This window comes from Rothia sp. HMSC058E10 (genome assembly GCF_001809415.1).
In the GTDB taxonomy this organism is placed as follows: domain Bacteria; phylum Actinomycetota; class Actinomycetes; order Actinomycetales; family Micrococcaceae; genus Rothia; species Rothia dentocariosa.
Genome location: NZ_KV797606.1, coordinates 30,415 through 51,711, shown reverse-complemented (window position 1 = coordinate 51,711; position 21,297 = coordinate 30,415). Strand labels below are relative to the sequence as shown.

At 58.3% G+C, this 21,297-nt stretch carries 17 protein-coding genes; 7 read left to right on the top strand and 10 right to left on the bottom strand.

Annotated features, from left to right (window positions below):
- From HMPREF2609_RS00450 to hemE, 8 genes are all read right to left on the bottom strand, one after another.
- A partial coding sequence (locus HMPREF2609_RS00450; RefSeq protein WP_141745248.1) for a type IIL restriction-modification enzyme MmeI occupies positions 1-1,346 on the bottom strand: 1,346 nt, incomplete at its 3' end.
- A gap of 293 nt (positions 1,347-1,639) precedes the next feature.
- Positions 1,640-2,635: a porphobilinogen synthase gene (hemB, locus tag HMPREF2609_RS00445; RefSeq protein WP_070534463.1), complete on the bottom strand. Its 996-nt coding sequence runs from the start codon at positions 2,633-2,635 to the stop codon at positions 1,640-1,642.
- A gap of 39 nt (positions 2,636-2,674) precedes the next feature.
- Positions 2,675-3,580: a uroporphyrinogen-III synthase gene (locus HMPREF2609_RS00440; protein WP_070534462.1), complete on the bottom strand. Its 906-nt coding sequence runs from the start codon at positions 3,578-3,580 to the stop codon at positions 2,675-2,677.
- Between the two features lie 3 nt (positions 3,581-3,583).
- Positions 3,584-4,699, bottom strand: a complete 1,116-nt coding sequence (gene hemC / locus HMPREF2609_RS00435; protein WP_070534461.1) for a hydroxymethylbilane synthase — start codon at positions 4,697-4,699, stop codon at positions 3,584-3,586.
- 79 nt (positions 4,700-4,778) lie between these two features.
- Positions 4,779-6,143 (bottom strand): ferrochelatase, encoded by a 1,365-nt coding sequence (locus HMPREF2609_RS00430; protein WP_070534460.1) that lies wholly within the window; start codon positions 6,141-6,143, stop codon positions 4,779-4,781.
- A complete protein-coding gene (hemQ, locus tag HMPREF2609_RS00425) occupies positions 6,140-6,931 on the bottom strand; it encodes a hydrogen peroxide-dependent heme synthase (RefSeq protein WP_013397467.1) in 792 nt (263 codons plus the stop codon). Before hemQ ends, HMPREF2609_RS00430 begins: the two co-directional genes overlap by 4 nt.
- 180 nt (positions 6,932-7,111) lie before the next feature.
- Entirely contained in the window at positions 7,112-8,575 is a 1,464-nt protein-coding gene (gene hemG, locus HMPREF2609_RS00420) for a protoporphyrinogen oxidase (RefSeq protein ID WP_013397469.1), read from the bottom strand.
- A gap of 47 nt (positions 8,576-8,622) precedes the next feature.
- Positions 8,623-9,810: a uroporphyrinogen decarboxylase gene (gene hemE / locus HMPREF2609_RS00415; protein ID WP_070534459.1), complete on the bottom strand. Its 1,188-nt coding sequence runs from the start codon at positions 9,808-9,810 to the stop codon at positions 8,623-8,625.
- A 276-nt stretch (positions 9,811-10,086) separates the two neighbouring features.
- Between hemE and HMPREF2609_RS00410 the strand changes: the two genes are divergently transcribed.
- The 4 genes from HMPREF2609_RS00410 (at position 10,087) to HMPREF2609_RS00395 (ending at position 15,122) form a co-directional block, all read left to right on the top strand.
- Entirely contained in the window at positions 10,087-11,334 is a 1,248-nt protein-coding gene (locus tag HMPREF2609_RS00410; protein ID WP_070534458.1) for a glutamyl-tRNA reductase, read from the top strand.
- Positions 11,335-11,482: 148 nt separating this feature from the next.
- Positions 11,483-11,710, top strand: coding sequence for a DUF3107 domain-containing protein (locus HMPREF2609_RS00405; protein ID WP_004005102.1), 228 nt, complete (start codon positions 11,483-11,485; stop codon positions 11,708-11,710).
- A 420-nt stretch (positions 11,711-12,130) separates the two neighbouring features.
- Positions 12,131-13,873 (top strand): DEAD/DEAH box helicase, encoded by a 1,743-nt coding sequence (locus tag HMPREF2609_RS00400; protein ID WP_070534457.1) that lies wholly within the window; start codon positions 12,131-12,133, stop codon positions 13,871-13,873.
- Between the two features lie 7 nt (positions 13,874-13,880).
- Positions 13,881-15,122, top strand: a complete 1,242-nt coding sequence (locus HMPREF2609_RS00395) for a DNA-methyltransferase (RefSeq protein WP_246825521.1) — start codon at positions 13,881-13,883, stop codon at positions 15,120-15,122.
- A 114-nt stretch (positions 15,123-15,236) separates the two neighbouring features.
- On the opposite strand, the gene HMPREF2609_RS00390 is transcribed toward HMPREF2609_RS00395, so the two are convergent.
- Positions 15,237-16,100, bottom strand: coding sequence for a PHP domain-containing protein (locus HMPREF2609_RS00390; RefSeq protein ID WP_070534456.1), 864 nt, complete (start codon positions 16,098-16,100; stop codon positions 15,237-15,239).
- A 126-nt stretch (positions 16,101-16,226) separates the two neighbouring features.
- On the opposite strand from HMPREF2609_RS00390, the gene HMPREF2609_RS00385 reads away from it, so the two are divergent.
- Positions 16,227-17,756, top strand: a complete 1,530-nt coding sequence (locus HMPREF2609_RS00385; RefSeq protein ID WP_004005107.1) for an aminopeptidase P family protein — start codon at positions 16,227-16,229, stop codon at positions 17,754-17,756.
- A 94-nt stretch (positions 17,757-17,850) separates the two neighbouring features.
- Here HMPREF2609_RS00385 and HMPREF2609_RS00380 read toward each other — a convergent pair whose 3' ends face one another.
- Positions 17,851-18,858, bottom strand: coding sequence for a hypothetical protein (locus HMPREF2609_RS00380; RefSeq protein WP_070534455.1), 1,008 nt, complete (start codon positions 18,856-18,858; stop codon positions 17,851-17,853).
- A gap of 184 nt (positions 18,859-19,042) precedes the next feature.
- Here HMPREF2609_RS00380 and HMPREF2609_RS00375 point away from each other — a divergent pair, with 184 nt between their 5' ends.
- Both HMPREF2609_RS00375 and HMPREF2609_RS00370 read left to right on the top strand, forming a co-directional pair.
- A complete protein-coding gene (locus HMPREF2609_RS00375; protein ID WP_004005110.1) occupies positions 19,043-20,371 on the top strand; it encodes a magnesium transporter MgtE N-terminal domain-containing protein in 1,329 nt (442 codons plus the stop codon).
- The gene (locus HMPREF2609_RS00370; RefSeq protein WP_070534454.1) at positions 20,364-21,155 is read left to right on the top strand and encodes a DUF1003 domain-containing protein; all 792 of its coding nucleotides are present in this window, start codon (positions 20,364-20,366) and stop codon (positions 21,153-21,155) included. Before HMPREF2609_RS00375 ends, HMPREF2609_RS00370 begins: the two co-directional genes overlap by 8 nt.
- The last annotated feature ends 142 nt before the right edge of the window (positions 21,156-21,297 follow it).

Here is a 21,297-nt window from a genome sequence, read left to right as displayed (position 1 = left end):
CCGTGGAACTGCGAAATGGAAAGGCGCGTGTTCAGCGATGCATCCAGTGTAAAACCACCCGAGTCCTCTAGCCGATGAATTTCGGTCAGTACCCGAGTCTCAAGCTCACGCAGCCGCATATACGCAACCTGCAAGAAGTTCCCGGAACCGCACGCCGGATCCATAAAGTGCATGCTCCCAAGCTCGTCAAGAAACGCTGCAAGCTCAGCTCGCTTAGTCTTAGACCCCTTGGTAGAAGCAATCAGACTTTCTGCGCGGGCGCGCAAATCATCCAGAAAAAGCGGGTTAATGGTTTTAAGAATATTCTCTTCCGATGTGTAATGCTCACCTGCCGCGCGGCGCGCCTCACGTGACTTCACAAGCTGGAACATTGACCCGAAAATAGCGGTTGAAATCTGCGACCAGTCGAAACCGCACGCAATCAACAGCTGTTCGCGAAGCTCGCGCGTAAAATACTCGGTCGGGGTGCGCTCGGCGAACAAAGACCCGTTCACATAGGGGAATCGAGCCATCAACTCGGGTACATGACGCATGCGGGTACGTTTAGATTCTGGGGTATCTAGATACTCGAAGAGAGCATTAATCTGCGTGCCCAGGTCTGAACCGTCTTCGCGGGTGTGCTTACGCAGAAACCGGGTAAAGAGATGCATTTCCCAAATACCGGCATCATCGCCAAAGAGCAGGAAAAGGATACGGGTGAGGAACATTGAAGTTTCCTGCACGCGAAGGTCTTCATCTTCGGCATTCTGCGCGGCTTCTTCACCGACAGGAGTATCAGTATCGCCCATCATCGCCTGATATAGGTTCGCCATAATTTTCGATGCGGCTATCGTGAGTTCCTGTTGTTCCTCGGCGCTAATAGCTTCTTCGCCCGCTAGGAATTTCAAAGTGTCGTAGCGTTCCGGTAACTTTTCGAGTGTGAACTCTTCCCGGTCACCAGTGCGGCGGTTCACGAATATGAAACGCTCAAAATCACTAACCGCAAGGTAACGCGGCAGGTTCTCTTCGGGAATACTCCCACCAGCTATGTAATCGCGAGCCTGATCGAGCGCTTCCTCAAGGTTTTTACCTTCGGTCTTTTGCTCGACCAAAAGTACAGAAGGCCAAAACACATCGATTCGCCCATGATTACCGGTGCTTGCGCGGCGTGCGGGACGCTCAAACTCGGCGACGGTGCCGGGTTTAATACCAAAACACGCAAGAAGGGAATTCCAGAAGGTTTGGGTCTCACTAATTTCAAAGTTCTTGCGAGATGACCGTCTATGACTGTCAATTTTCTGCCGCCACTGCTGTGTGAAACGGCTAAGTTCGCCCTGAATATAGGTGCGATCATAATAAGTCTGCATCAGATGTCCAGTCCTGATTGATGTGGTGATATAGCGTTTCTATTGTGCCCGGTGGGAAAGGTAAAAACCTAATATTTCTCTGTTGGTATGCATAAAACGCACAACAAATTACGGGTGCGGTAACTATCGTCCGTCGCGGGCAGCGCAGGAACGAGCACGCTCGTCCGTGTTTGAGCAGGGTCGGGGGCGCATCTGGCAGGGTTAAACACAACAAACCCGCACAGGTATACGCAACGTCGCTCGGTTTACGTATACCTTTGCGGGGTCCGAGTGTCAGTACGGACTCCCTAGGTTTAGCCTTCACGCAGCCAGCGGGCGGCTTCGGTTGCATAGTAAGTGAGAATCATGTCCGCGCCCGCGCGGTGAATCGAATGCAGAGCCTCTAACGCCACGGCGCGGCGGTCGATCCAGCCGTTTGCCGCGGCGGCCTCAATCATGGCGTACTCCCCCGACACCTGGTACGCCGCCACCGGGACAGGTGAAAACTCGGCGACCTCACGCACAATATCGAGATAACTTCCGGCGGGCTTGACCATCACCATATCGGCGCCCTCGTCAATATCGGTCTGCACCTCTAGGAGAGATTCACGGCGGTTCGCCGGATCCTGCTGATACGTTTTGCGGTTCCCGGTAAAGCTAGACTCTACCGCATCACGGAACGGACCAAAGAACGCGGAGGCATACTTCGCCGAATACGCCATGATAGAGACGTTCTGGAACCCGGCCTCGTCCAGCGCGGCGCGCATGGCGGCAATCTGCCCGTCCATCATGCCTGAAGGAGAGACCGTGTGCGCCCCGGCGCGTGCCTGGGAAACCGCCATCTTGCAGTACAGTTCCACGGTTGCATCGTTATCGACATTCATGGTGCCGTAACCATCATCGACAAGCACGCCGCAGTGCCCGTGAGAGGTGAATTCATCCAGGCAGGTATCGGCCATAATAACAATCTCGTCGCCAAACTCGGCACGGCAGGCAGCGATAGCGCGGTTCAAAATGCCGTTGTCGTCCCAAGCCGCCGAGCCTACTTCGTCCTTATCATCATCCAACGGAACACCGAAGAGATCAATGCATTTAATGCCCGCCTCCGCAGCCTGGCGCACAGCAGGAATCAGAGACTCCAGAGTGTGCTGGTACTGCCCGGGCATTGAGGAAATCGGCTGTGGTTCGCTAATGCCGTCGCGCACGAAAAACACCTGAATAAGCTGCTCGGGACGCAGCGCAGTCTCGGCGGTGAGGGCGCGCATGGCGGCAGTGGTGCGCAGTCGGCGGGGTCGTCGGGTAAGATTCATCGACATAACCTTTCACATAATACTTCTATTATTTAGCGTCTAGGCGGAACGCAGCAGTTCAACGGCTGCTAGAGCTAGGGCCTCCGGGGTGGGAGAATCAGCCATCCTATGGCGCAGCCCCAGTTCCTCGCAGGTGCGGGCTGTTGTGCGGCCGATAGCTGCCACCGGAGGGATTCGTTCAGGGTTTGGGTTCTCCCCCACCAGCTCTTTGAGCCTTGACGGAGCGGTGGCAACAATAACGTCTACCGCGGCGGAATTCGAGCCAGTACCGGCACCGGCAATAAGCTCACGAGCGTTCACACAGGAGATCTCTCCCGCCTCAAGTACGGAGGCGGTCGCCGGCACCATCTCATATACCACCGCACACACGGCACGGAAGCCTAACCCCACTAGCCCTTCACGCAGAGTTGGGCGGGCGTTTGCCCCTTCAAAGACGAGCACGCTCGCCTGCGCAGAAAGCATATCGTCCCAGCCCAATGCGGCAGATTCCGGGGTATTCTGCGGCTTACGCAGGCTCTCAGGAATGCCCAGCTCGGGGTTGGCGCCCTCGGTAGGGAATTCTGCGAGCATGCCCAGAGCATCCTGTTTTTCAGGCGTGAAGTGGGGTTCCAGGCCGATCTCACGTAGCGCCCGTGCCGTTGCAGACCCCACACAGGCGATCCGGGTTCCGCCATCACGCAGCGCCCACGCAAAGGATGTGCCAAAAAGCTCGGCGCAGGAACGCACCGCATTCGCGCTCGTGAAAGTAGCCCAAAGAAAGGCTCCCTCCGCCGCTAAGCTTACCAAGGAAAACAGCGAATACTCAGGCGCAACTGTACGGGGCAGCTGCATGGGCGCAAAATCCACCTGAATCTTCGGAATGCCTCGCTCCGCCGTCAAATCGTTCAAAGCACGCTCAAAAGGCGTGCCTTGAGCCGCCGTGCGGGTCAGCAGAACACGAGCCACGCTCTATTTCACCTCAAGACCGGCAAGGGCCGCGGCGCCCATCTGAAGCAGGTCTTCGGCAACGCGAATACCCAGTCGTTCAGCGCCGGGAACATCAAGCTCACCGGTGGCGGACGTGTGGCGCAAGCTTTCGGTACCGTCAGGCGATGCGACAACTGCTGTGAGCACAAGATCGCCGTCTTTGACGGTAGCATAGGCGCCAATGGGGGCGGCGCATCCGGCCTCAAGACGGCGCAGAAGACGACGTTCGGCAGTGACCTCAAGGTGGGTTTCAAAGTGGTCGGCAGCAATAAGCGCTTCCCCCAGGGTGCGCACGGGCCGGGAAATTTCAGAGTCGAATAAAGTCGCGGTATCGGGGTTAGCAAATTCTGTTTCGCGTACCTCAATGGCGAGCGCGCCCTGCCCGGGGGCAGGGAGCATGCGGGAGGGGTCAAGGTATTCGGTAATAACGGATTCTTTGCCGAGGCGTTTGAGCCCCGAAACGGCGAGGATGACGGCATCGCAATCACCCGTGTTTTCGGTACCGATTCCACGGTGCGCGGCTTCGTCGGTTTCGGTGCTGTCACGCACGACGACTTGGCGGTTTCCGTGTTCTTCGAGCCCTTTCACGCGGGCTATGCGAGTGCCCACGTTGCCGCGGATATCGACGATTTCAAGGTCGGGGCGCAGAGCACGTACTTGTGCGGCGCGGCGCGGTGATCCGGTACCGACGCGAGCGCCCGTAGGCAGGGTATCGAGGGTGAGGTTATCGCGCGCTACCAGGGCATCGCGCGGGTCTTCACGTTCAAGAATTGCCGCGATGACGAGCCCGGGGCACGGTTCGGCAGGTAAGTCTTTGAGCGAGTGCACCGCAACATCGACTCCACCGGGGGTATCACCGTCGAGAAGGCGTTGGCGCAGTGCGGCGGCGAAGACTCCGGTGCCGCCGAGGGTTGCGAGCGGTCCGGTGAGCACATCCCCGTCGGTTTTGACGGTGGTGATGTCAAAGGATAGGGTGCGTTCGGCGCCGTGTTCGCGGGAGTGAGTGTTGAACACCTGAACGATGTGTTCGGCGGCAAGGGTGCTCTGGGTGAGCGCCAAGGCTGAGCCTCGGGTGCCGAGAATATAGGGGTCGCTCATGGTTCTCCTCAGGTTTTATGGGTGCCGTATGTGCGGACTCATCAATACGGTTGGGATGAACCCGCACATACGGCAGCGCTTATACGCGCTCATTGCAGCAGGCGCAGTCTTCCTTAGGGGTGTACTCCGCAATTACAGGTTTTTCCTGACCGCGCAGGGGTTTACAGCAGTCAGGGTCGCATTCGTCGAACCAACCGAGTTCGCCGGATATGGACTCCCCGAAAACGCTTTCGCGCCTGTCGTGATCGGATTCTGCGGGCTCGGCCATACGCTCGACAATCAGGCGGCGCAGCGATTCCACATAGGCGGGGTGCACGCCGGGAGTGGGGGTGCGCACCGCCACGATACCGTGGTTACGGCAGGTTTCCATCGCCTCGGTATCGAGGTCCCAGAGGACTTCCATATGGTCAGAGACGAATCCCAGCGGAACCATAATGATGCCGTCTACGTCACCAGCGATTTTGTCGATGGCGTCGTTAACATCGGGCTCTAGCCAGGGGGTGGAGGGTGAGCCGGAACGCGACTGATAGACGAGCTCCCAGTCGGTACTATCCAAAAGGCTCTCGTCCTGTTCGCGGATCTTTGCAAGAATAGCGCGCGCCACCTGCAGGTGTTTCTCTACGTAGGCAGAACCGCCCTCGTAGTCGATTCCGCGCGGGCCCGCCTCATTAGCAGCAGAGGTCGGCACCGAGTGGGTGCAGAACATAATGCGAATACGCCCATTCCCGGCAGCCGCCGTTCCCTCAGCAATGCGCTCCGCCACGGTATTGCGAACCTGTTTCAGCCCGTTCTCTAAGCCCTCAGTAAAGGCCTCAACGAACCCGGGCGCATCGAAAAATTGGCGAATCTTATCAATGCGCATGCGGTCTTGAAGACCGAGTTTCTCCAACGCCACCCCGTAGTCTTCGCGGTATTGGCGGCAGCTGGAGTACCCGGGGTAGGCGCTAGTGGCGAGCACCAGAATATTGCGGTGCCCTTCCTCATAAGCCTGCTGTACTACGTCGGTCACATAGGGTTTCCAGTTGCGGTTTGCCCACACGATCGGAATATGCGGCCCGCGTTCCTGCATGACTTCTCGAAGTGCTACCAAAAGCGCACGGTTCTGCTCGTTAATAGGTGAAATACCACCGTTTGCGCGGTAGTGGGTGGCGACTTCTTCCAGACGTTCATCGGGTATGCCGCGCCCCGCCGTAACGTTGCGCAGGAAGGGAATCACATCTTCCTGTCCTTCGGGCCCGCCGAAGGAGGAAAGAATCACCAGGTCATAGGGGGCAGGCACGGCGGTGCGAGAACGGGTAATACCGCACTCCCCCCGGTACGACTTTAGCGTCTCGGGGGTAAGCACTGCTGGCCCGTTAGAAGCGGTATTCGCGGGGTCTGTAGCGTTCGGGCAAACATCGTCCGGGATGTTCCCGCAGCACCCTGCGCGTACGGTCTCACTCACGCGAGCACCTCGGCGACATCGGCGGCGTTCACACGACGACCGGTGTAGAAGGGAATTTCTTCACGCACATGCAGGCGTGCCTCGGTATTGCGGAAGTGGCGCATCATATCGACCAGATCGACCAATTCGGGAGCCTCAAGGGCGAGTACCCATTCGTAGTCGTTCAGACCGAAAGTTGCCACGGTGTTCGCGAGCACCTGCGGGAAGTCGATAGCCTTCATGCCGTGGTTCTTGAGCATTTCGGCGCGGCGTTCGGGATTCATGTAGTACCAGTCGTAGGAACGCACGAAGGGGTACACGCATACCCATGCCTCGGGTGCCTTCTGGCGCGCATAGGCGGGTGCATGGTTGCGGGTGAATTCTGCCTCGCGGTGCACGCCCATAGTCGACCAGACAATGGTGGTCGCGCTGAAGAGCGCGGTACGGCGGATCTTACGCACGGCTGCCTGCAGCTTTTCGGGGGTCGGCCCGTGGGTCCACACCATAACGTCTGCGTTATCGCGCATAGCGGAAACATCGTAGAGCCCGCGCAGCGTTACGCCGTCCGCTTTGAGCTCTTCGATGAGCTGCTCGAACTCGGCGATAGCTTCCGCCGAGGATGCGCTCTCGGCACGCTGCCCGGCACGGGCGAAGACGGTGTACAGGGTATAGTGCAGAGTTTCGCCCTCTTCACGACCGCGTTTGTTCTCATCAGCTGGGGAATGCTGCACGGCATATCCTTTGGGTGCGCCCCCGTACCCGCTTCCATGAGAGCCGTGGGCTGCATTCTGATGTTCTTCGTGAGACATTTTCTTCCTTTCGGTGAAAACCGCCCAAGATTCGCCGGATACGTCGTATTCACCTGCGAGCCTTGACCAGACAGACCTTAATCTGCCTGCGGTTTATGCTCCTCACTCGTGAGGTTTTGTCTTCTGTTTTCTTTGGTTAACACGGTGCCTGCACTGCGCGGGCAGCCGCAAGTATCTTCGTCACTTCGAGGCGCGTTTTTGTGTTATGTGTGCGATGAATTGATCCAGCTGTTCCTGGGTATCGCGCACCACGGCGGCGAGTCCGGAACCTGCGGCCCACGAACCAACCGTGCAGACGGTATCGAGTTCTGCCGCGCGTTCACGGAAAAGCTGCACACGCTCGCGGTATCCGGGCGTTGAGAGAGGCAGCACGCCATTCCAGCGAACCACATCCGCATCCACCAGATTTTGGGCGGTAATGGGCACATCGAGCAGTTTCGAGGCGTCGCGCAAGGCGAGAGTGATCAGCTGGTCTTCGTCAAGAGAAACGTCGGAGAAGGTACTCTGTTCTCCCCCGCGGCCGTAGGAAAGTCGCACCACGTGGCGGTTCTTGCCCGCCTCTTCGGCTACCCACGCCCATTTAGCGGTAGCATGGGTGAGCGCTTTGGCACGCACATTCGTCACAGCTTCGGAAACCAGCAGACCCGTACCACGCGGGTTCGAGTTAAGCGCGGGCTGATCGACAACGAGCGTTACGAGAGCAACCTCGGGGCCGGGGTCAATATTAGGCAGAGAACTTCCCTTAATATGCGGTCCGAGCAGACGCGCAGCGGTGGAACCATCGGTAGCAATCACCAAATAATCGGCACCCACCGATGCAGCTTTCTCACCGTCGCTGCGGCGGCGAATCACCACCCATTCATTGGTGATGGGGTCACGATCCACCGCAATCACACCGCATTCGGGAATGTACCGCACGGGTGCGGGCATCTTCTCGATAAGCTGTTCGATCAGCAAGTGCATGCCACCAGAAAGTCCGGCGACCTGGGAACCTGCGGGTGCTTGAGCGCGTATCGCGGCGGAGGCGGCAGCTAGGGACTTATGCTTTTTCAGCCCTTCGCGTAAGCCGGGGATAACGGCATCAATATCGAGCATATCCGGGTGGGTCGAGTACACCCCGGAGACCACGGGCGCAACCAAGTTATCGAGTACTTTTTTACCCATACGGGCACGTACCAGTTCGCCCAGCGTCTTTGCGTTTGCCCCAACCGAAGCAGGCAGCACCTTATCCATGCGAGCGCGGCGCAAACCGCTTTTACCGAGCACACCAGCCAAAGATTTATCAGAAAGATCGCCGGGAATGCCCATAATTCCAGTACTCGGGGTTTTGCGGGCACCCTGAGGCAGATACAGCCATGAACCGTGGGAGTTGGGATGCACAATCTGGTCGTCTAGACCAAGCTCTTTGACGAGGTTTGTCACGGTTGGGGTTCGGGTCGCATAGGATTCCGCACCGGAATCTAGCACCAAACCGGCGACCTTATGCGCGCCGAGGGCGCCTCCCAGATAATCATTCTGGTCTAGGACGGTTACGTTCACTCCGGCATCGGTAAGACGACGCGCCGCCAACAACCCAGAAATGCCGCCGCCGACTACGATGGCGCTTGGTGCATGATGATTCTTGTGCTGATGTACCATATTCATCCCCGTTAATGTTTCGGTTCTAACTGCCTCTCTTAAGAGTATCCGTTTTATGGGCGTCGAGTGCGTTCGTGAAGATATGTCACTAGATCGGTGAGCACCTGCGGGTCCGTTGTAGGCGGTACCCCGTGCCCCAGGTTCACAATATGGGCGGGGGCGCTCGCCCCGGCGGCGAGTACCTCATCCGCGTGAGCATATAGAGTCTCACGCCCTGCAGCTAAAAGCGCGGGGTCAATATTCCCCTGAAGCGGCACCGCACCGTTGAGCCTGCGGTTTGCCTCATCAAGGGGCAGGCGGTAGTCCACCCCGATCACATCGGCACCGGCCTCATGCATGGCGGGCAGCAGCTCGGCGGTTCCGGTACCAAAGTGGATGCGCGGCACCCCAAATTCTTCGACCATGCTCAAGGCGGTGGCAGAGTGTTCCTGCACATACCGGCGGTAGTCTGCTTCCCCTAAAGAGCCTGCCCAAGAGTCGAAGAGCTGCACGGCGGATGCACCCGCCTCGATCTGAGCCCGCAAAAACTGTCCCGAGGTGCGCGCGGCCCACTGCGCTAACTCGCGCCAGGTAACGGGGTCGGCATGCATCATGGTGCGGGGGCGCAAGTGATCGCGGGAGGGACCACCCTCAACCATATAGGCGGCAACGGTAAAAGGTGCACCCGCAAAACCAATGAGAGGGGTGGAACCGAGCATGTCGACGGTTGCTGCGACTGCCTCACGAATGGGGTCAAGTGCCGCATCGGTTAGTTCAGGCAGGGAACGCACTTCATCAAGCGTGCGCACGGGATGTTCGAGTACGGGACCGCGGCCGGGCACAATATCGACATTCACGCCCGCGAGTTTCATGGGGATAACGATATCCGAAAAGAAAATACCGGCATCGACTTTGTGACGGCGCACCGGCTGCACGGTAATCTCGGCGGCAAGTTCGGGTGTCAAACAGGCGTCCAGCATGGGAATTCCCTCGCGCGCCTTGCGATACTCGGGCAGCGAACGCCCCGCTTGGCGCATAAACCAGACCGGACGATGCTCAGATGCGCGCCCGGTGAGCGCCTGCAGCATCGGAGAATCGGCGGTTTGAGCGGCACGCAGCGGGTGAGATGCGCTCAGGCGCGACAGCTGCGCCTCGGTCAGCAAATCACGCTGGCGATCTCTCGGGTGAGCACTCACCGTAGAGCGCGACTGCTGAGAATCTGCACCATTGGCGGCTCGCTGGGGCTGCTGGGTTTCGGTCATACCCTCTAGTTTGACAGGTTTTCGCGCCTGTTTTTATGACACGGTGTCATAAAGTACCCCTTCGTAACCTTTATAAATTTTGGTGTAGGGTTACCTTATTTTTAAAGCTGTTTTAGCTATCTCAAAATTTATTTACCCTAAGTTTTTATACACCGGTTCTTTGCTGGGCCTTGTTGGGCATAGTTCGGGACCTTTTCACACAAACTCACACTATTGGGAGCCAGCTCACGTTAGGTTACACTCACCGACTAAAAATGTGTTTATGATTATTGTCTAGTGGCTACGTATTCATTTGTTGCATCACACAGGATCATCGATCTCACCACCGTCGCTCTACTGAGCAACGGTGCAGCTAGCATACCCGAGCTTTTTCGTACCGAAACCGCGCAAAACTTGGGCGTTACCGGCACTATTGTGCTGGCAACCTGCAACCGCCTCGAAATTTATGTGCAGCTCTCGGTGGCCGAGCATTTAGGCCCCGTAAGCGATATGCTCTACGCCGAGATTGCGCAAAAATCTGAGCTCGATGCAGAGCTTATTGCAGACAGTTTTGAAATCTACGAAAACCTCGAAGCTGCCAAACATCTCTTTACAGTGGCATCCGGGTTAGAGTCCGCCGTGGTCGGCGAGCGCGAAATCGCCGGGCAAGTGCGCCGTGCGCTTGCCTACGCCCAAGAAGAAGGGACGGTTCCCGGGGAGCTTGTACAGCTTTTCGAGCATGCGGCACACACCGCCCGTCAGGTTGGGCAACACACCACTATCGGGTCACAGGGGCGTTCCATCGTCTCGGTCGCCCTGGATTTGGCGGATGCGGTCGCCGAGAAAGACTGGAAAACCCGCCGTGCTCTCGTCTTTGGAACGGGTGCCTACGCGGGTGCTACTATTGCAGCCCTGCGTGAACGCGGATGCGAAGACATTTGGGTTAACTCCCGTTCGGGCCGTGCCCCGGAGTTTGCCGCAAAACGCGATGTTCGCGCGGTTCCCAAAGGTGAAACGTATAAGGCCATGGAACAGGCGGATGTGATTGTTGGCTGCTCGGGCGGGTCTGACCCGCTCTCCCCCGCCGAAATTCCACCGGGGCATCATACGATCCTCGACTTGGCGCTCTCCCGAGATTTTGACCCCGCTATTGCAGATCTGCCGCAGGTGGAACTTATTACCTTAGAGTCCGTGCGTTTGGCAGCCCCCGAAGAAACTGAGGAGGCGGTCGCCACCGCCGAGCGCATCGTCGAGTCTGAGACTCAGGCCTTTGCTGCACGGCAAAAGACCCGCAATATTGATTCGGCGATCGTGGCGCTTCGTTCTCATACTATGGAGGTGCTGGACGAAGAGCTCGATAAGGTACGCAGCCAATTCGGTTGTACAGCCGCCACCGAGCAGCTCGAACTTGCAATGCGCCGCATGGTGAAGTCCCTTCTGCACACCCCCACGATACGCGCGAAACAGCTCGCAACCCAGGGGCGAACCTCCGACTACATTGCGGCGCTCGAAACGCTCTACGGAATCACCATCGACGACCGCTAATTGCGGGATAATCTTCTGCACGCTGCGCTTTATTCCACCGCAGCCCTAAGCCACAGGCGAATCATGCGCGCATCCTTACGGCATCCGCCTGGCAGGCACGGTACACTAAATCCAGAAGAAAACACCGCTGACGGCTTGAAGGGTCATCATGGAAATCAAAATCGGCATTCGTCACATTAGCCGCGAAGTTACGCTCGAAACCAAGGAAAGCGTAGAGACTATCCGCACCAAGGTAGCCGACGCCATTACGAACGGTTCCCTCCTTGAAATCACCGACGATAAGGGAGCAACCACCCTCGTACCCGGTGAGCAGATCGGTTATGTTGAGCTCGGCTCCGAAGAGAAGCGCCGCGTTGGGTTCGGTGTCGGCGCCTAACAGCAGGGGCACACCCAATAATTTTTACGAAGCCCGCGTTCACGGTTTTGCCGTATGAATGCGGGCTTCGAGCGTTCCTATGGCAGTACGCATACTCGACATATCGACCTGTAAGGGTGCATCTGACGCCAAGACGGGTTAAGATTTAAGGGTTAAGTGGATGCCCGGTCGTTCTTGATATACCAGACACCGCGTCTTTCCGGGAGCCTGAGTTCTTTTACAGCAGGTACATCTTCAAGAGCTCGACTTCGGAACATGAATTTCCCGCGATCGGCTTCCTTCACCTCGCGCCAGCCCGGCGTCGTGAACACACCGTGCTCCCCGCAGTACTCGGGCAGCTACACGGCACAACGCCTGTGCACACTCACGCACAGGTACGGGTGCGGCGCAAACCGCCCGATAAGGGCAGGAAGATATGAGATGACCGACGCTCAAAACGCGACGACCGATGAGGCCCAGCCTTCCTCAACACCACAGTCTTCCCCCAAGTCCTTTGCCGATTTTGGGGTCCGCCAAGATATTAGCGATGCACTCGCCGCTGTGGGCATTGTGAGCCCCTTCCCCATCCAGGAAATGACCCTGCCGGTCGCACTCGCCGGGCATGACATTATTGGGCAGGCAAAAACCGGTACCGGTAAAACCCTCGGGTTCGGTCTCCCCACGATTCAGCGTGTGGTGGGCCGTGACGACGATCAGTGGGGTTCACTGCAGAAGCCGGGGGCACCTCAGGCACTTATCTTGGTACCCACCCGCGAGCTTGCAATTCAGGTGGGTAACGATTTAGCGGCAGCCTCTAAACTGCGCAATGCCCGCGTGGCAACCCTGTACGGCGGTGTTCCCTACGAGCCTCAGGTCGAGCAACTCACCAAGGGACTGGAAGTTGTGGTCGGCACTCCCGGACGTCTGATCGACCTGTACCAGCACGGTGCGCTCACCCTCACCCAGGTTAAGACGGTGGTGTTAGATGAGGCCGATGAGATGCTCGACCTAGGCTTTTTACCTTCCGTCGAAAAAATCATGGGATACCTACCCACCGACCGCCAGACCATGCTGTTCTCGGCGACGATGCCCGGCCCGGTAATCACGATGGCGCGCAAATACATGACTAAGCCCATGCATATTAGCGCGGCAGACCCGGAAGATCACGCCAAGACCAAGGCCTCGATTCGTCAGGTGGTTTACCGCGTGCACCATATGGATAAGGACGAAATGCTCGGCCGCATCCTGCGTGCTCATGGGCGTGGACGCACCGTGATCTTCACGAAGACCAAACGCGATGCTGCGCGCGTTGCCGATGAGCTTATCGCGCGCGGATTCGCCGCCGCTCCCCTGCACGGCGACCTCAATCAGGGCGCTCGCGAGCAGGCTTTGCGTGCTTTCCGCAACGGCAAGGTGGATATTCTGGTGGCGACCGATGTTGCGGCTCGCGGTATTGATGTGGAAGACGTGACCCATGTGATTAACCATCGCGTGCCCGAAGACGAGAAAACCTATCTGCACCGCACCGGGCGTACCGGCCGTGCGGGTCATGAGGGTACCGCCGTAACCTTCGTGGATTGGGAAGATATTGCCCGGTGGCGCCTCATTAATGATGCGCTCGATCTAGGCGTTTCCGACCCCGTAGAAACTTATTCTTCTTCTGAGCATCTGTTCTACGATCTGGATATTCCGCCGGGAACCAAGGGCTGCCTGCCGCGTTCCGAGCAGACTCTTGAAGGTTTGGATGCGGAGCACCTTGATGATTATGGCGACTCGCGCTCTTCGCGGGGCGGTTCCCGTTCCTCTCGGGGCTCGCGTTCGCGCGGTTCTAAACCCCGCGGCTCCCGCGGCGGTTCCCGCAAGGCGAAGTCCGAAAAGCGCGGGGAGGATTCGCCCTCGAAGGATGCCGCACCGAAGCGTGAACGCCGACCGCGTCGTCGTACCCGACGCGTTGAGGGTGAAGCTGTTGAGACGCGCACCGAGAAAACCGCAGGGAAATCCGCCGAGAAAAAATCGGCTAAGAAATCCGGCTCTGCCAAGGATGGCTCGGTCGAGAAAACAGAGTCTAAAGACTCGTCGCGCCGCCGCAGCCGTCGCCGTTCCGGGAATAAGGGCAAGGCAGACTCGACTGCAGCTAAGAAAGCGGGTCGAAAAAAGTCTGATACCGCATCGGGTGAGGAGTAAATAGCGAGTGAGCGAAGCAGTATCCTCCACCGATACATCTGTGCCCAAACGGTCGGGCACCGGCGATGTTCCAGTTTTCGATCCGAATGGTTCATCGCTGGTGGTTCAGGCCGATAATCTGGCGTATCTGAGCGAGCTGCCAAGTGCCTCGTTCACTGTGATCTACATTGATCCGCCGTTTAACACCGGCAAAACTCAAACTCGGCGTACCCTCAAAACCGCCCCCGCTGCAGAAGGCGAAGAACAGGGTAAAGGCAACGGTAATCGTACCGGATTTCAGGGCAAAAGCTACACGAGTGCCCTGCAAACCCTTGCGAGTTATCACGATGCTTTTGAGGACTACTGGGCGTTCTTAGAGCCGCGTATTAGGCAGGCTCACCGTCTGCTCACAGAGGATGGCACCCTCTACCTGCACCTCGATTGGCGTGAAGTTCACTACGCCAAGGTCATGTGCGACATGATTTTTGGGCGCGATTGTTTTATCAACGAGATCATTTGGGCCTACGACTACGGCGCAAAATCGACAAAGCGCTGGCCCACTAAGCACGACAATATCTTGATGTATGTCAAGAACCCGCAGGAATACTACTTCAATGCGGATGCGGTAGACCGTGAACCCTATATGGCACCCGGTCTGGTGACCGAAGAGAAAGCGGCGCGCGGAAAACTCCCCACCGATGTGTGGTGGCATACGATCGTTTCGCCCACGGGTAAGGAAAAGACCGGGTACCCCACGCAAAAGCCGCTGGGTCTGCTCAAGCGGATGATTGCTGCTTCATCACGCCCGGGCGACTGGGTGCTGGATTTCTTCGCTGGTTCCGGTACCACCGGTGCGGCTGCGGCGGCATTGGGGCGCAGGTTCGTGTGCGTGGATCAGAACCCGCCCGCGATTGAGGTTATGGCGAAACGCCTGAACGTGGATGCCGAATCGTTTGCCGACTACCGCGGTGTGCCGCGCGGTGCGGCGGTGCTGTTTACTCCGCATCGTCACGTGGGGGTTCGCGGGGGTACCTCTCGGGATGCGCTCACGGCGGCATCACGGCGCGCACTGGCGGAACAGAGCGAGAAGATTCGGGAGCGTGTGAAGCCTATTGACGGGGCGCACAGCCAGTTTGTGCGGCATCCTTCGACCGATATTTTGGAACGCGAGCTGCGCATCCAGGCCCGCGAAAAACTGCGTAAAGACCGCAAACGCCACGAGCTGACGAAGAAGCGGAAGCAGGTCAAGGAGACGGCGCCGTCTTCATAGCGGACTGACCCGGCGTATGCCGTACACTTTGCTGCATCTTCGTAGGGTTTAACCGTACGATATGCGGCAAAGTGTACGACTTACAGTGATTACTTTAGTTGTCGGCGGCGAGCTTTAGCTGCGAATCTGGGCGCGGATCGCCTCAACAGTTTCGCGGGCAGTGGTATTCTCCCCCAGCTGGTTTGGTTTGCCCGCGCCGTGATAGTCGCTGGAACCTGTCACCAAAAGCTCGCGACCGCGCGCAAATTCCAGCAGACGCGCACGGTTCGGCTCAGAATTTTCGCGATGGTAGACCTCGATCCCGGCGAGGCCCGCATCCGCCATCTGACCCAGGTACTCAAGCGGCAACGCAGGCCCACGGTTTTCACTCATCGGATGCGCCACCACCGGCACACCGCCCGCCGCGCGCACCAGCCGGGTCGCCTCCAGCGGGTCCATGCTCTCCTGCGGCACATAGTAGGGTGAGCCCGCATAAAGAATACGACCGAACGCTTCCTCACGGCTGGCGACGATTCCGGCGGCGATCAGCGCATCCGCAATATGTGGGCGCCCCACCGATGCATTCTCTTCACCCGTCTGTTCCTGCACATGCTCCCAGGTGAGCGGGTAGTCTGCGGATAGCAGCTCAACGATGCGCCGTGCCCGCCCCGCACGCGAGCGCCGAATTTCCTCAACTCGCCGCGCCAACTCGGAGGATTGCGGGTCATACCCGTAGGCCAGCAGATGCACGCTCTTAGTACGCTTTCGCCCCTGCTCATCGCAGTACGTGTACCGGCACGAAAACTCGGCACCGGGCAGAAAATCCAGCCCGTACTCCCCCGCCAGCTCGGCCGCCTGCGACCATCCGCACGCGGTGTCATGGTCGGTAAGCGCGAATCCTGTCAGTCCCGCCTTACGAATAAGCGGAATTAATTCGGTGAGCGGCTGAGTACCATCGGAAATTGCGGAGTGAATATGCAGATCGTAACGTTCGGTCATAGTTCTAACTCTAACGCACCCCGCGTCCGCCTCACCCGCGATAGCGCCTTGCTCAAGGCGATTTCCTGCGGAAAATAGCGGCGGTATACCGGCGATTTCTCGCGGCGCGTGGGATAGAATACAACTATGACTGAAAATACGAAGAAGAGCACCGGAGCTCCAACAACAGATCACCGCGATACCCCCAAAGCATCAGCTTTTCAGGAGTTCATCGCATCTAATTGGGAGCCCGCTGCTGATGATGGCTATACCCGCGAACGCGTTGCCGATTTTGCGGCGCAGCGTCGTAAGAAGATTTCCCAAAAGTTCCCGGGTGAGCGCCTGGTTCTGCCCGCAGGGCCGCTGAAGGTTCGCTCGAACGATTGCGATTACCGTTTCCGCCCGCATTCGGCGTTTGCACACCAGACCGGGTTGGGTGTTGATCATGAGGCTGACGCCGTGCTGGTTTTTGAGCCCGTAGATGAGGGCACCGGCGATAACGGCTCGAACCATGAGGTTACCCTGTATTTCCGCCCGTTGGCTGGCCGTGACACCACGCAGTTTTATGCGGATGCGCGCTACGGCGAGTTCTGGGTTGGTCCGCGCCCCACGCTCAAGGAGTTTTCGGAGCGTTACGGTGTGCGGACGAAGGACCTTTCGGAGCTTGAAGTTGCGATTACGAAGAACGCCGGAGCTCAGGCGTTGGGCGGGGTGCGCATCCGACTGGTGCGTGAGGTTGATCCTTCCATTGATGCGCTGGTTGATACCTCCCGGTATAACACGGGCGTTGCGCTGGAGGAATCCGATAAGCTCGATTCTGAGCTGACGGTGGCACTCTCTGAGGCCCGCCTGATTAAGGATGAAATCGAGGTTGAGAACCTGCAGCGTTCGGTCGATATGACGGTTAAGGGCTTTGAGGAGGTCGTGCGTGAGCTTCCGAAGGCGGTGGCGCATCATCGTGGTGAGCGCGTGGTGGAGACAGCGTTTTTCTCGGTGGCACGTACCGACGGCAACGACCTGGGCTATGACACGATTGCGGCGTGCGGGAATAACGCGACGATTCTGCACTGGATTCGCAATAACGGCACCGTGGATGAGGGCAAGCTGCTGCTGCTGGATGCTGGTGTTGAGGACGATACCCTGTACACCGCCGATGTAACCCGCACGTTCCCGGTGAACGGCAAGTTCACCGAGGTTCAGGCGAAGGTCTATAACGCGGTGTTGGATGCTGCGGATGCGGCGTTCAAGGTTGCTGTGCCGGGTCGTAAGTTCCATGAGATTCACGATGCCGCGATGGAGGTGCTGGCGCATCGTCTGGAGGAGTGGGGGCTGCTGCCTGTTTCGGCTGAGGTTTCTTTGACGGTTGAGGGTGGTCAGCATCGCCGGTGGATGCCGCACGGCACCAGCCACCATTTGGGTTTGGATGTGCACGACTGCGCGCAGGCGAAGGCGGAGCTGTACACCGGCGCAACTTTGGAGCCGGGCATGGTCTTCACGATTGAACCCGCGCTGTACTTCAAGGATGAGGATTTGTCTGTTCCTGAGGAGTACCGCGGCATCGGTATTCGCTTGGAAGATGACGTGCTGTGCACCGAGGACGGCAATGTAAACCTCTCGGCGGCACTGCCCCGCACGGTTGAAGAGATTGAAGCGTGGATGGCGAAGCTCGCCCAGTAGTCTCTTAGTTTCACAAACGAAAGTCCCCGAAGCCAGTCCTGTCCTGGCTGCGGGGACTTTTTCGTTGTGTCAGATGCCTCTGTGGCGTTGGACGCTAGTCTTCCTTGACTCCCTTGGGCTTAGGAGTCTCACGAGTTGGAGCTTGCCGGATAGTTTTGGCATATTCTTCCGGATCGTCAATGCGCAGACCGAACCGCTGTGCCGCTTGCGTCTGAGACTTGTGCTCGCGGGTGTCGGCGGCGGGCGAAGACTGCTCAGAAGAATCGTCGGACTGGGTTTGCTGCATGGCAGTCTGTGATGCAGCGGCTTGTGTCGCTTGGGAATCCCCACCGGCTGGGCTTTGCCACGGAATCTCCTGTGCCGCTATACCCTGTTGTCCGCCCGCATCCGCTTGCTCGGGATTCGGGTTCTTGGCAGCGCTATCGCGGTTTTCGGTGTAGCCACCTTGCTGATCCGTCACAGTCGACGGGGTGCTCGGAGCCTGCGAAGATTCACCGGCAGACGTTGGTGTATAAGAGACATAGGGGCTGGCGGCATGGGGCAAGCCGGTACCTGCACTCGGCGTTCCCGAGGATGCCGAAGCTACCGCCTTCTGAAACAGCGGGTTCGCCGAGAGGATGCGCCGCGCCTCCGAAGAATAATCACTCAGGGCGTAGACTATGGTGCGTTCCGGGACTGCCTCACCGCGCATCGGGTAGCGACCGGAACCGCCGCGGCGAAGCTCAAAAATTTTCCAGACCACGAAAACCGCAACAGCGATCGGCACGGCTGACGAGGCGGCAGCCCAGAAGTTCGTGCCCGCGGTGGAAACTAACGCTGAGTAGAACAGGCCCGCAAGAATACCCTGGATAAGAGCGACCAGAAGCGGACGGCCGTACCCCTGCTGGGTGGGGTATTCGACCTGTTTGAGTCCTTCGTTCACCAGGTAGAGCGCGGTAATGGGGTAGTTCGCGGCGGCAAGCACGTCAAAAGCGGCAAAGGCTTCTTCACGGCGGCTGAAGGCTGCCACGGGTTCACCCTGAGGCATAAGCTGTCCGTTAGCCTGCGCCAGGCGAGACGCTAAATAAGAAGACGGGGGCATATTGGGAGGCATCTGAGTCATGCCCTATATTTTACCGGCAGAGGGCCTGCAGGCGGCGGGATATTTGCGATGGGCTTAGTTCCCCACGCATAGAAAAATTTTGCGCATCGGTTAGGGCCTGCAGCCCCACACCAGTCATGACTCGCAGCGTGCCTAAAGCACTGGTGAAGTGCGTATTCGGGGTTCACAGCGTACCCTAGATAGAGTGAGCAATACTAAATTCAGCGCCCCCAGCAAAATTTATATCGCCCGCCTGCTCGGTCTTGATGTCTTCGACCCCTTCGGTGATCGCCTCGGTCGCCTGCGTGATGTGGTCGTACTCAAGCGCGGTTTTGGCGCGGCGCTGGCGGCTGGTGCTCACCTGCGCAAAGGCAGCGAACCCGTGGTCGTGGGCATCATTATTGAGGTGCTCGGCAAAAAGCGTGTCTTCATGCCAATGACCCGTGTGCGCAGCATCGACGCCTCACAAATTATTTCAACCGGGCTCGTGAATCTGCGCCGCTTTGAACAACGCAACTCCGAGACTCTGGTTGTGGGCGAACTTTTCGACCGCCGTGTGCGCCTGCTCGACGGCAGCGGGGATGCCGTGATCGAAGACGTCGCCATTGAACAGCGCCGCAACGGTGATTGGGGCGTGACCGAACTCTTCGTATCCCGTGTGAGCAGTTCCAGCGGGTGGCGCCGCCGCTCCAAAGAGACCCTGGTGGTGGACTGGGATCAGGCAATGCTCTCCACCGAGCTGGAGCCGCAGGCCGCGACCGCTTTCGTGGCGAACCACGAAAATTCTAAACCTGCCGACCTTGCCGATGCGATCCACGAGATGAACGATAAACGCATGGTCGAAATCGCGGCGGAACTGCAGGATGAGCGCCTGGCGGACGTGCTTCAAGAGCTACCCGAAGAGGACCAGGTACAAATTCTTTCCTACCTAGCAGACGAACGCGCCGCGCAGGTGCTCGAAGAGATGGAACCGGATGACGCCGCCGACCTGCTGATTGAGCTCGACGACGTGCAGCGTGAAAAGCTGCTGGAACTCATGGAACCGGATGAGGCAGACGATGTGCGCCGCCTGCTCGAATATGACGAGGGCACCGCCGGTTCGCTCATGAACCCGGTACCGATTATCCTCTCCCCCGAAGCCACAGTTGCCGAGGCGCTAGCGCATATTCGCGCCGAAGAAATCTCGCCCGCGATGGCCGCCGCAGTTTTGGTAGCCCGACCGCCCCTCGAAACGCCGACCGGCAAATATTTGGGGCTGGTGCATATGCAGCAGCTTTTGCGGGTGCCGCCAAGCGAATCGATCGGCCACATTCTCGACACAGACACCGAACCGGTCTCTGACCAGGCAAGTCTTGCGGAATTAGCGCGCGTACTCGCCGCCTACGACTTGACCATTATCCCCATCGTGAACGAATCTCACCGACTGGTCGGTGCGGTCACGATTGACGACGTACTCGATGCGCTCCTGCCCGAAGACTGGCGCACATTCGACGACGGAACCCCCGTACGAAAGGTAGGGCGACGCTTTGTCTGATCAGAACCGCCGCAACGAAAACCTGAAGCACGAGGAAAATCCGAGGATCGATAAAGCGCGCATCCTCAAAGACCGTCTCGAAAAGAAATACGCCGAACGCAGCCGCGACACCCGGGAAAACAGCAGGAGCGGTAACCGCGCTGAGTCTCAACTGAGCACCCCGGCAGAGCGCAAGAACAAGCTTTTTGCGTACAACCCGAACCCGGACGCTTTCGGACGTATGACTGAGGCGTTCGCTCGGTACATGGGTACGCCTCAATTTTTGCTGTGGATGACCGTCTTCTGTGGAGTGTGGCTGGGCTGGAATACGCTCGCCCCCGAAGAGCTGCAGTTCGACCCGCGAAGCCTCAACTTCACCCTGCTCACTCTGATGCTCTCATTGCAGGCATCCTACGCCGCTCCCCTGCTGCTGTTGGCGCAGAACCGGCAGGATGACCGCGACCGCGTGGTCGCCTCCGAAGACCGCAAACGCGATCAGCAAAACCTTGAAGAGACACAGTATTTGACGCGCGAGATCGCTTCGCTGCGCATCGCCCTGCGCGAGGTTGCCACCCGCGACTTCGTGCGCAGCGAGCTTCGGGATATTTTGGAAGAGCTGAAATCTATTCAAGAGGAGCAGGAACGCCAAGCCGAACAGCTGCAGGATATTGGCGACGATATCGAAGAGCTTGAAGACTTAGACGGGGAAGAAAACACCGAGGCTGAAAGTCACACTGCTAATACCGAAAATTCTCCTGACGCCAAGGCACCAACGGCGCATAAAGGCGAACGACCCACATCCTAAAGTGTGTTCCGCAACCCGGTTAAGCTCTTAAGCTCGCAGAACACCAGCCTAGACAAATAATGCGCAAACGCGCATGATAGTAGCACCGCAGCCAACCATCTAAGCGGCGGTGTTTTTATCGCCCGGTGCGGCATCGTCACCG

Excerpts from the sequence above, each read along its gene's own strand:
- hemG (WP_013397469.1), bottom strand. The coding sequence starts at position 8,575 with ATGAATATGGTACATCAGCACAAGAATCATCATGCACCAAGCGCCATC.
- HMPREF2609_RS00390 (WP_070534456.1), bottom strand. The coding sequence starts at position 16,100 with ATGACCGAACGTTACGATCTGCATATTCACTCCGCAATTTCCGATGGT.
- hemE (WP_070534459.1), bottom strand. The coding sequence starts at position 9,810 with ATGACCGAAACCCAGCAGCCCCAGCGAGCCGCCAATGGTGCAGATTCT.
- hemQ (WP_013397467.1), bottom strand. The coding sequence starts at position 6,931 with ATGTCTCACGAAGAACATCAGAATGCAGCCCACGGCTCTCATGGAAGC.
- hemC (WP_070534461.1), bottom strand. The coding sequence starts at position 4,699 with ATGAGCGACCCCTATATTCTCGGCACCCGAGGCTCAGCCTTGGCGCTC.
- hemB (WP_070534463.1), bottom strand. The coding sequence starts at position 2,635 with ATGAATCTTACCCGACGACCCCGCCGACTGCGCACCACTGCCGCCATG.
- HMPREF2609_RS00405 (WP_004005102.1), top strand. The coding sequence starts at position 11,483 with ATGGAAATCAAAATCGGCATTCGTCACATTAGCCGCGAAGTTACGCTC.
- HMPREF2609_RS00385 (WP_004005107.1), top strand. The coding sequence starts at position 16,227 with ATGACTGAAAATACGAAGAAGAGCACCGGAGCTCCAACAACAGATCAC.
- HMPREF2609_RS00380 (WP_070534455.1), bottom strand. The coding sequence starts at position 18,858 with ATGACTCAGATGCCTCCCAATATGCCCCCGTCTTCTTATTTAGCGTCT.
- HMPREF2609_RS00400 (WP_070534457.1), top strand. The coding sequence starts at position 12,131 with ATGACCGACGCTCAAAACGCGACGACCGATGAGGCCCAGCCTTCCTCA.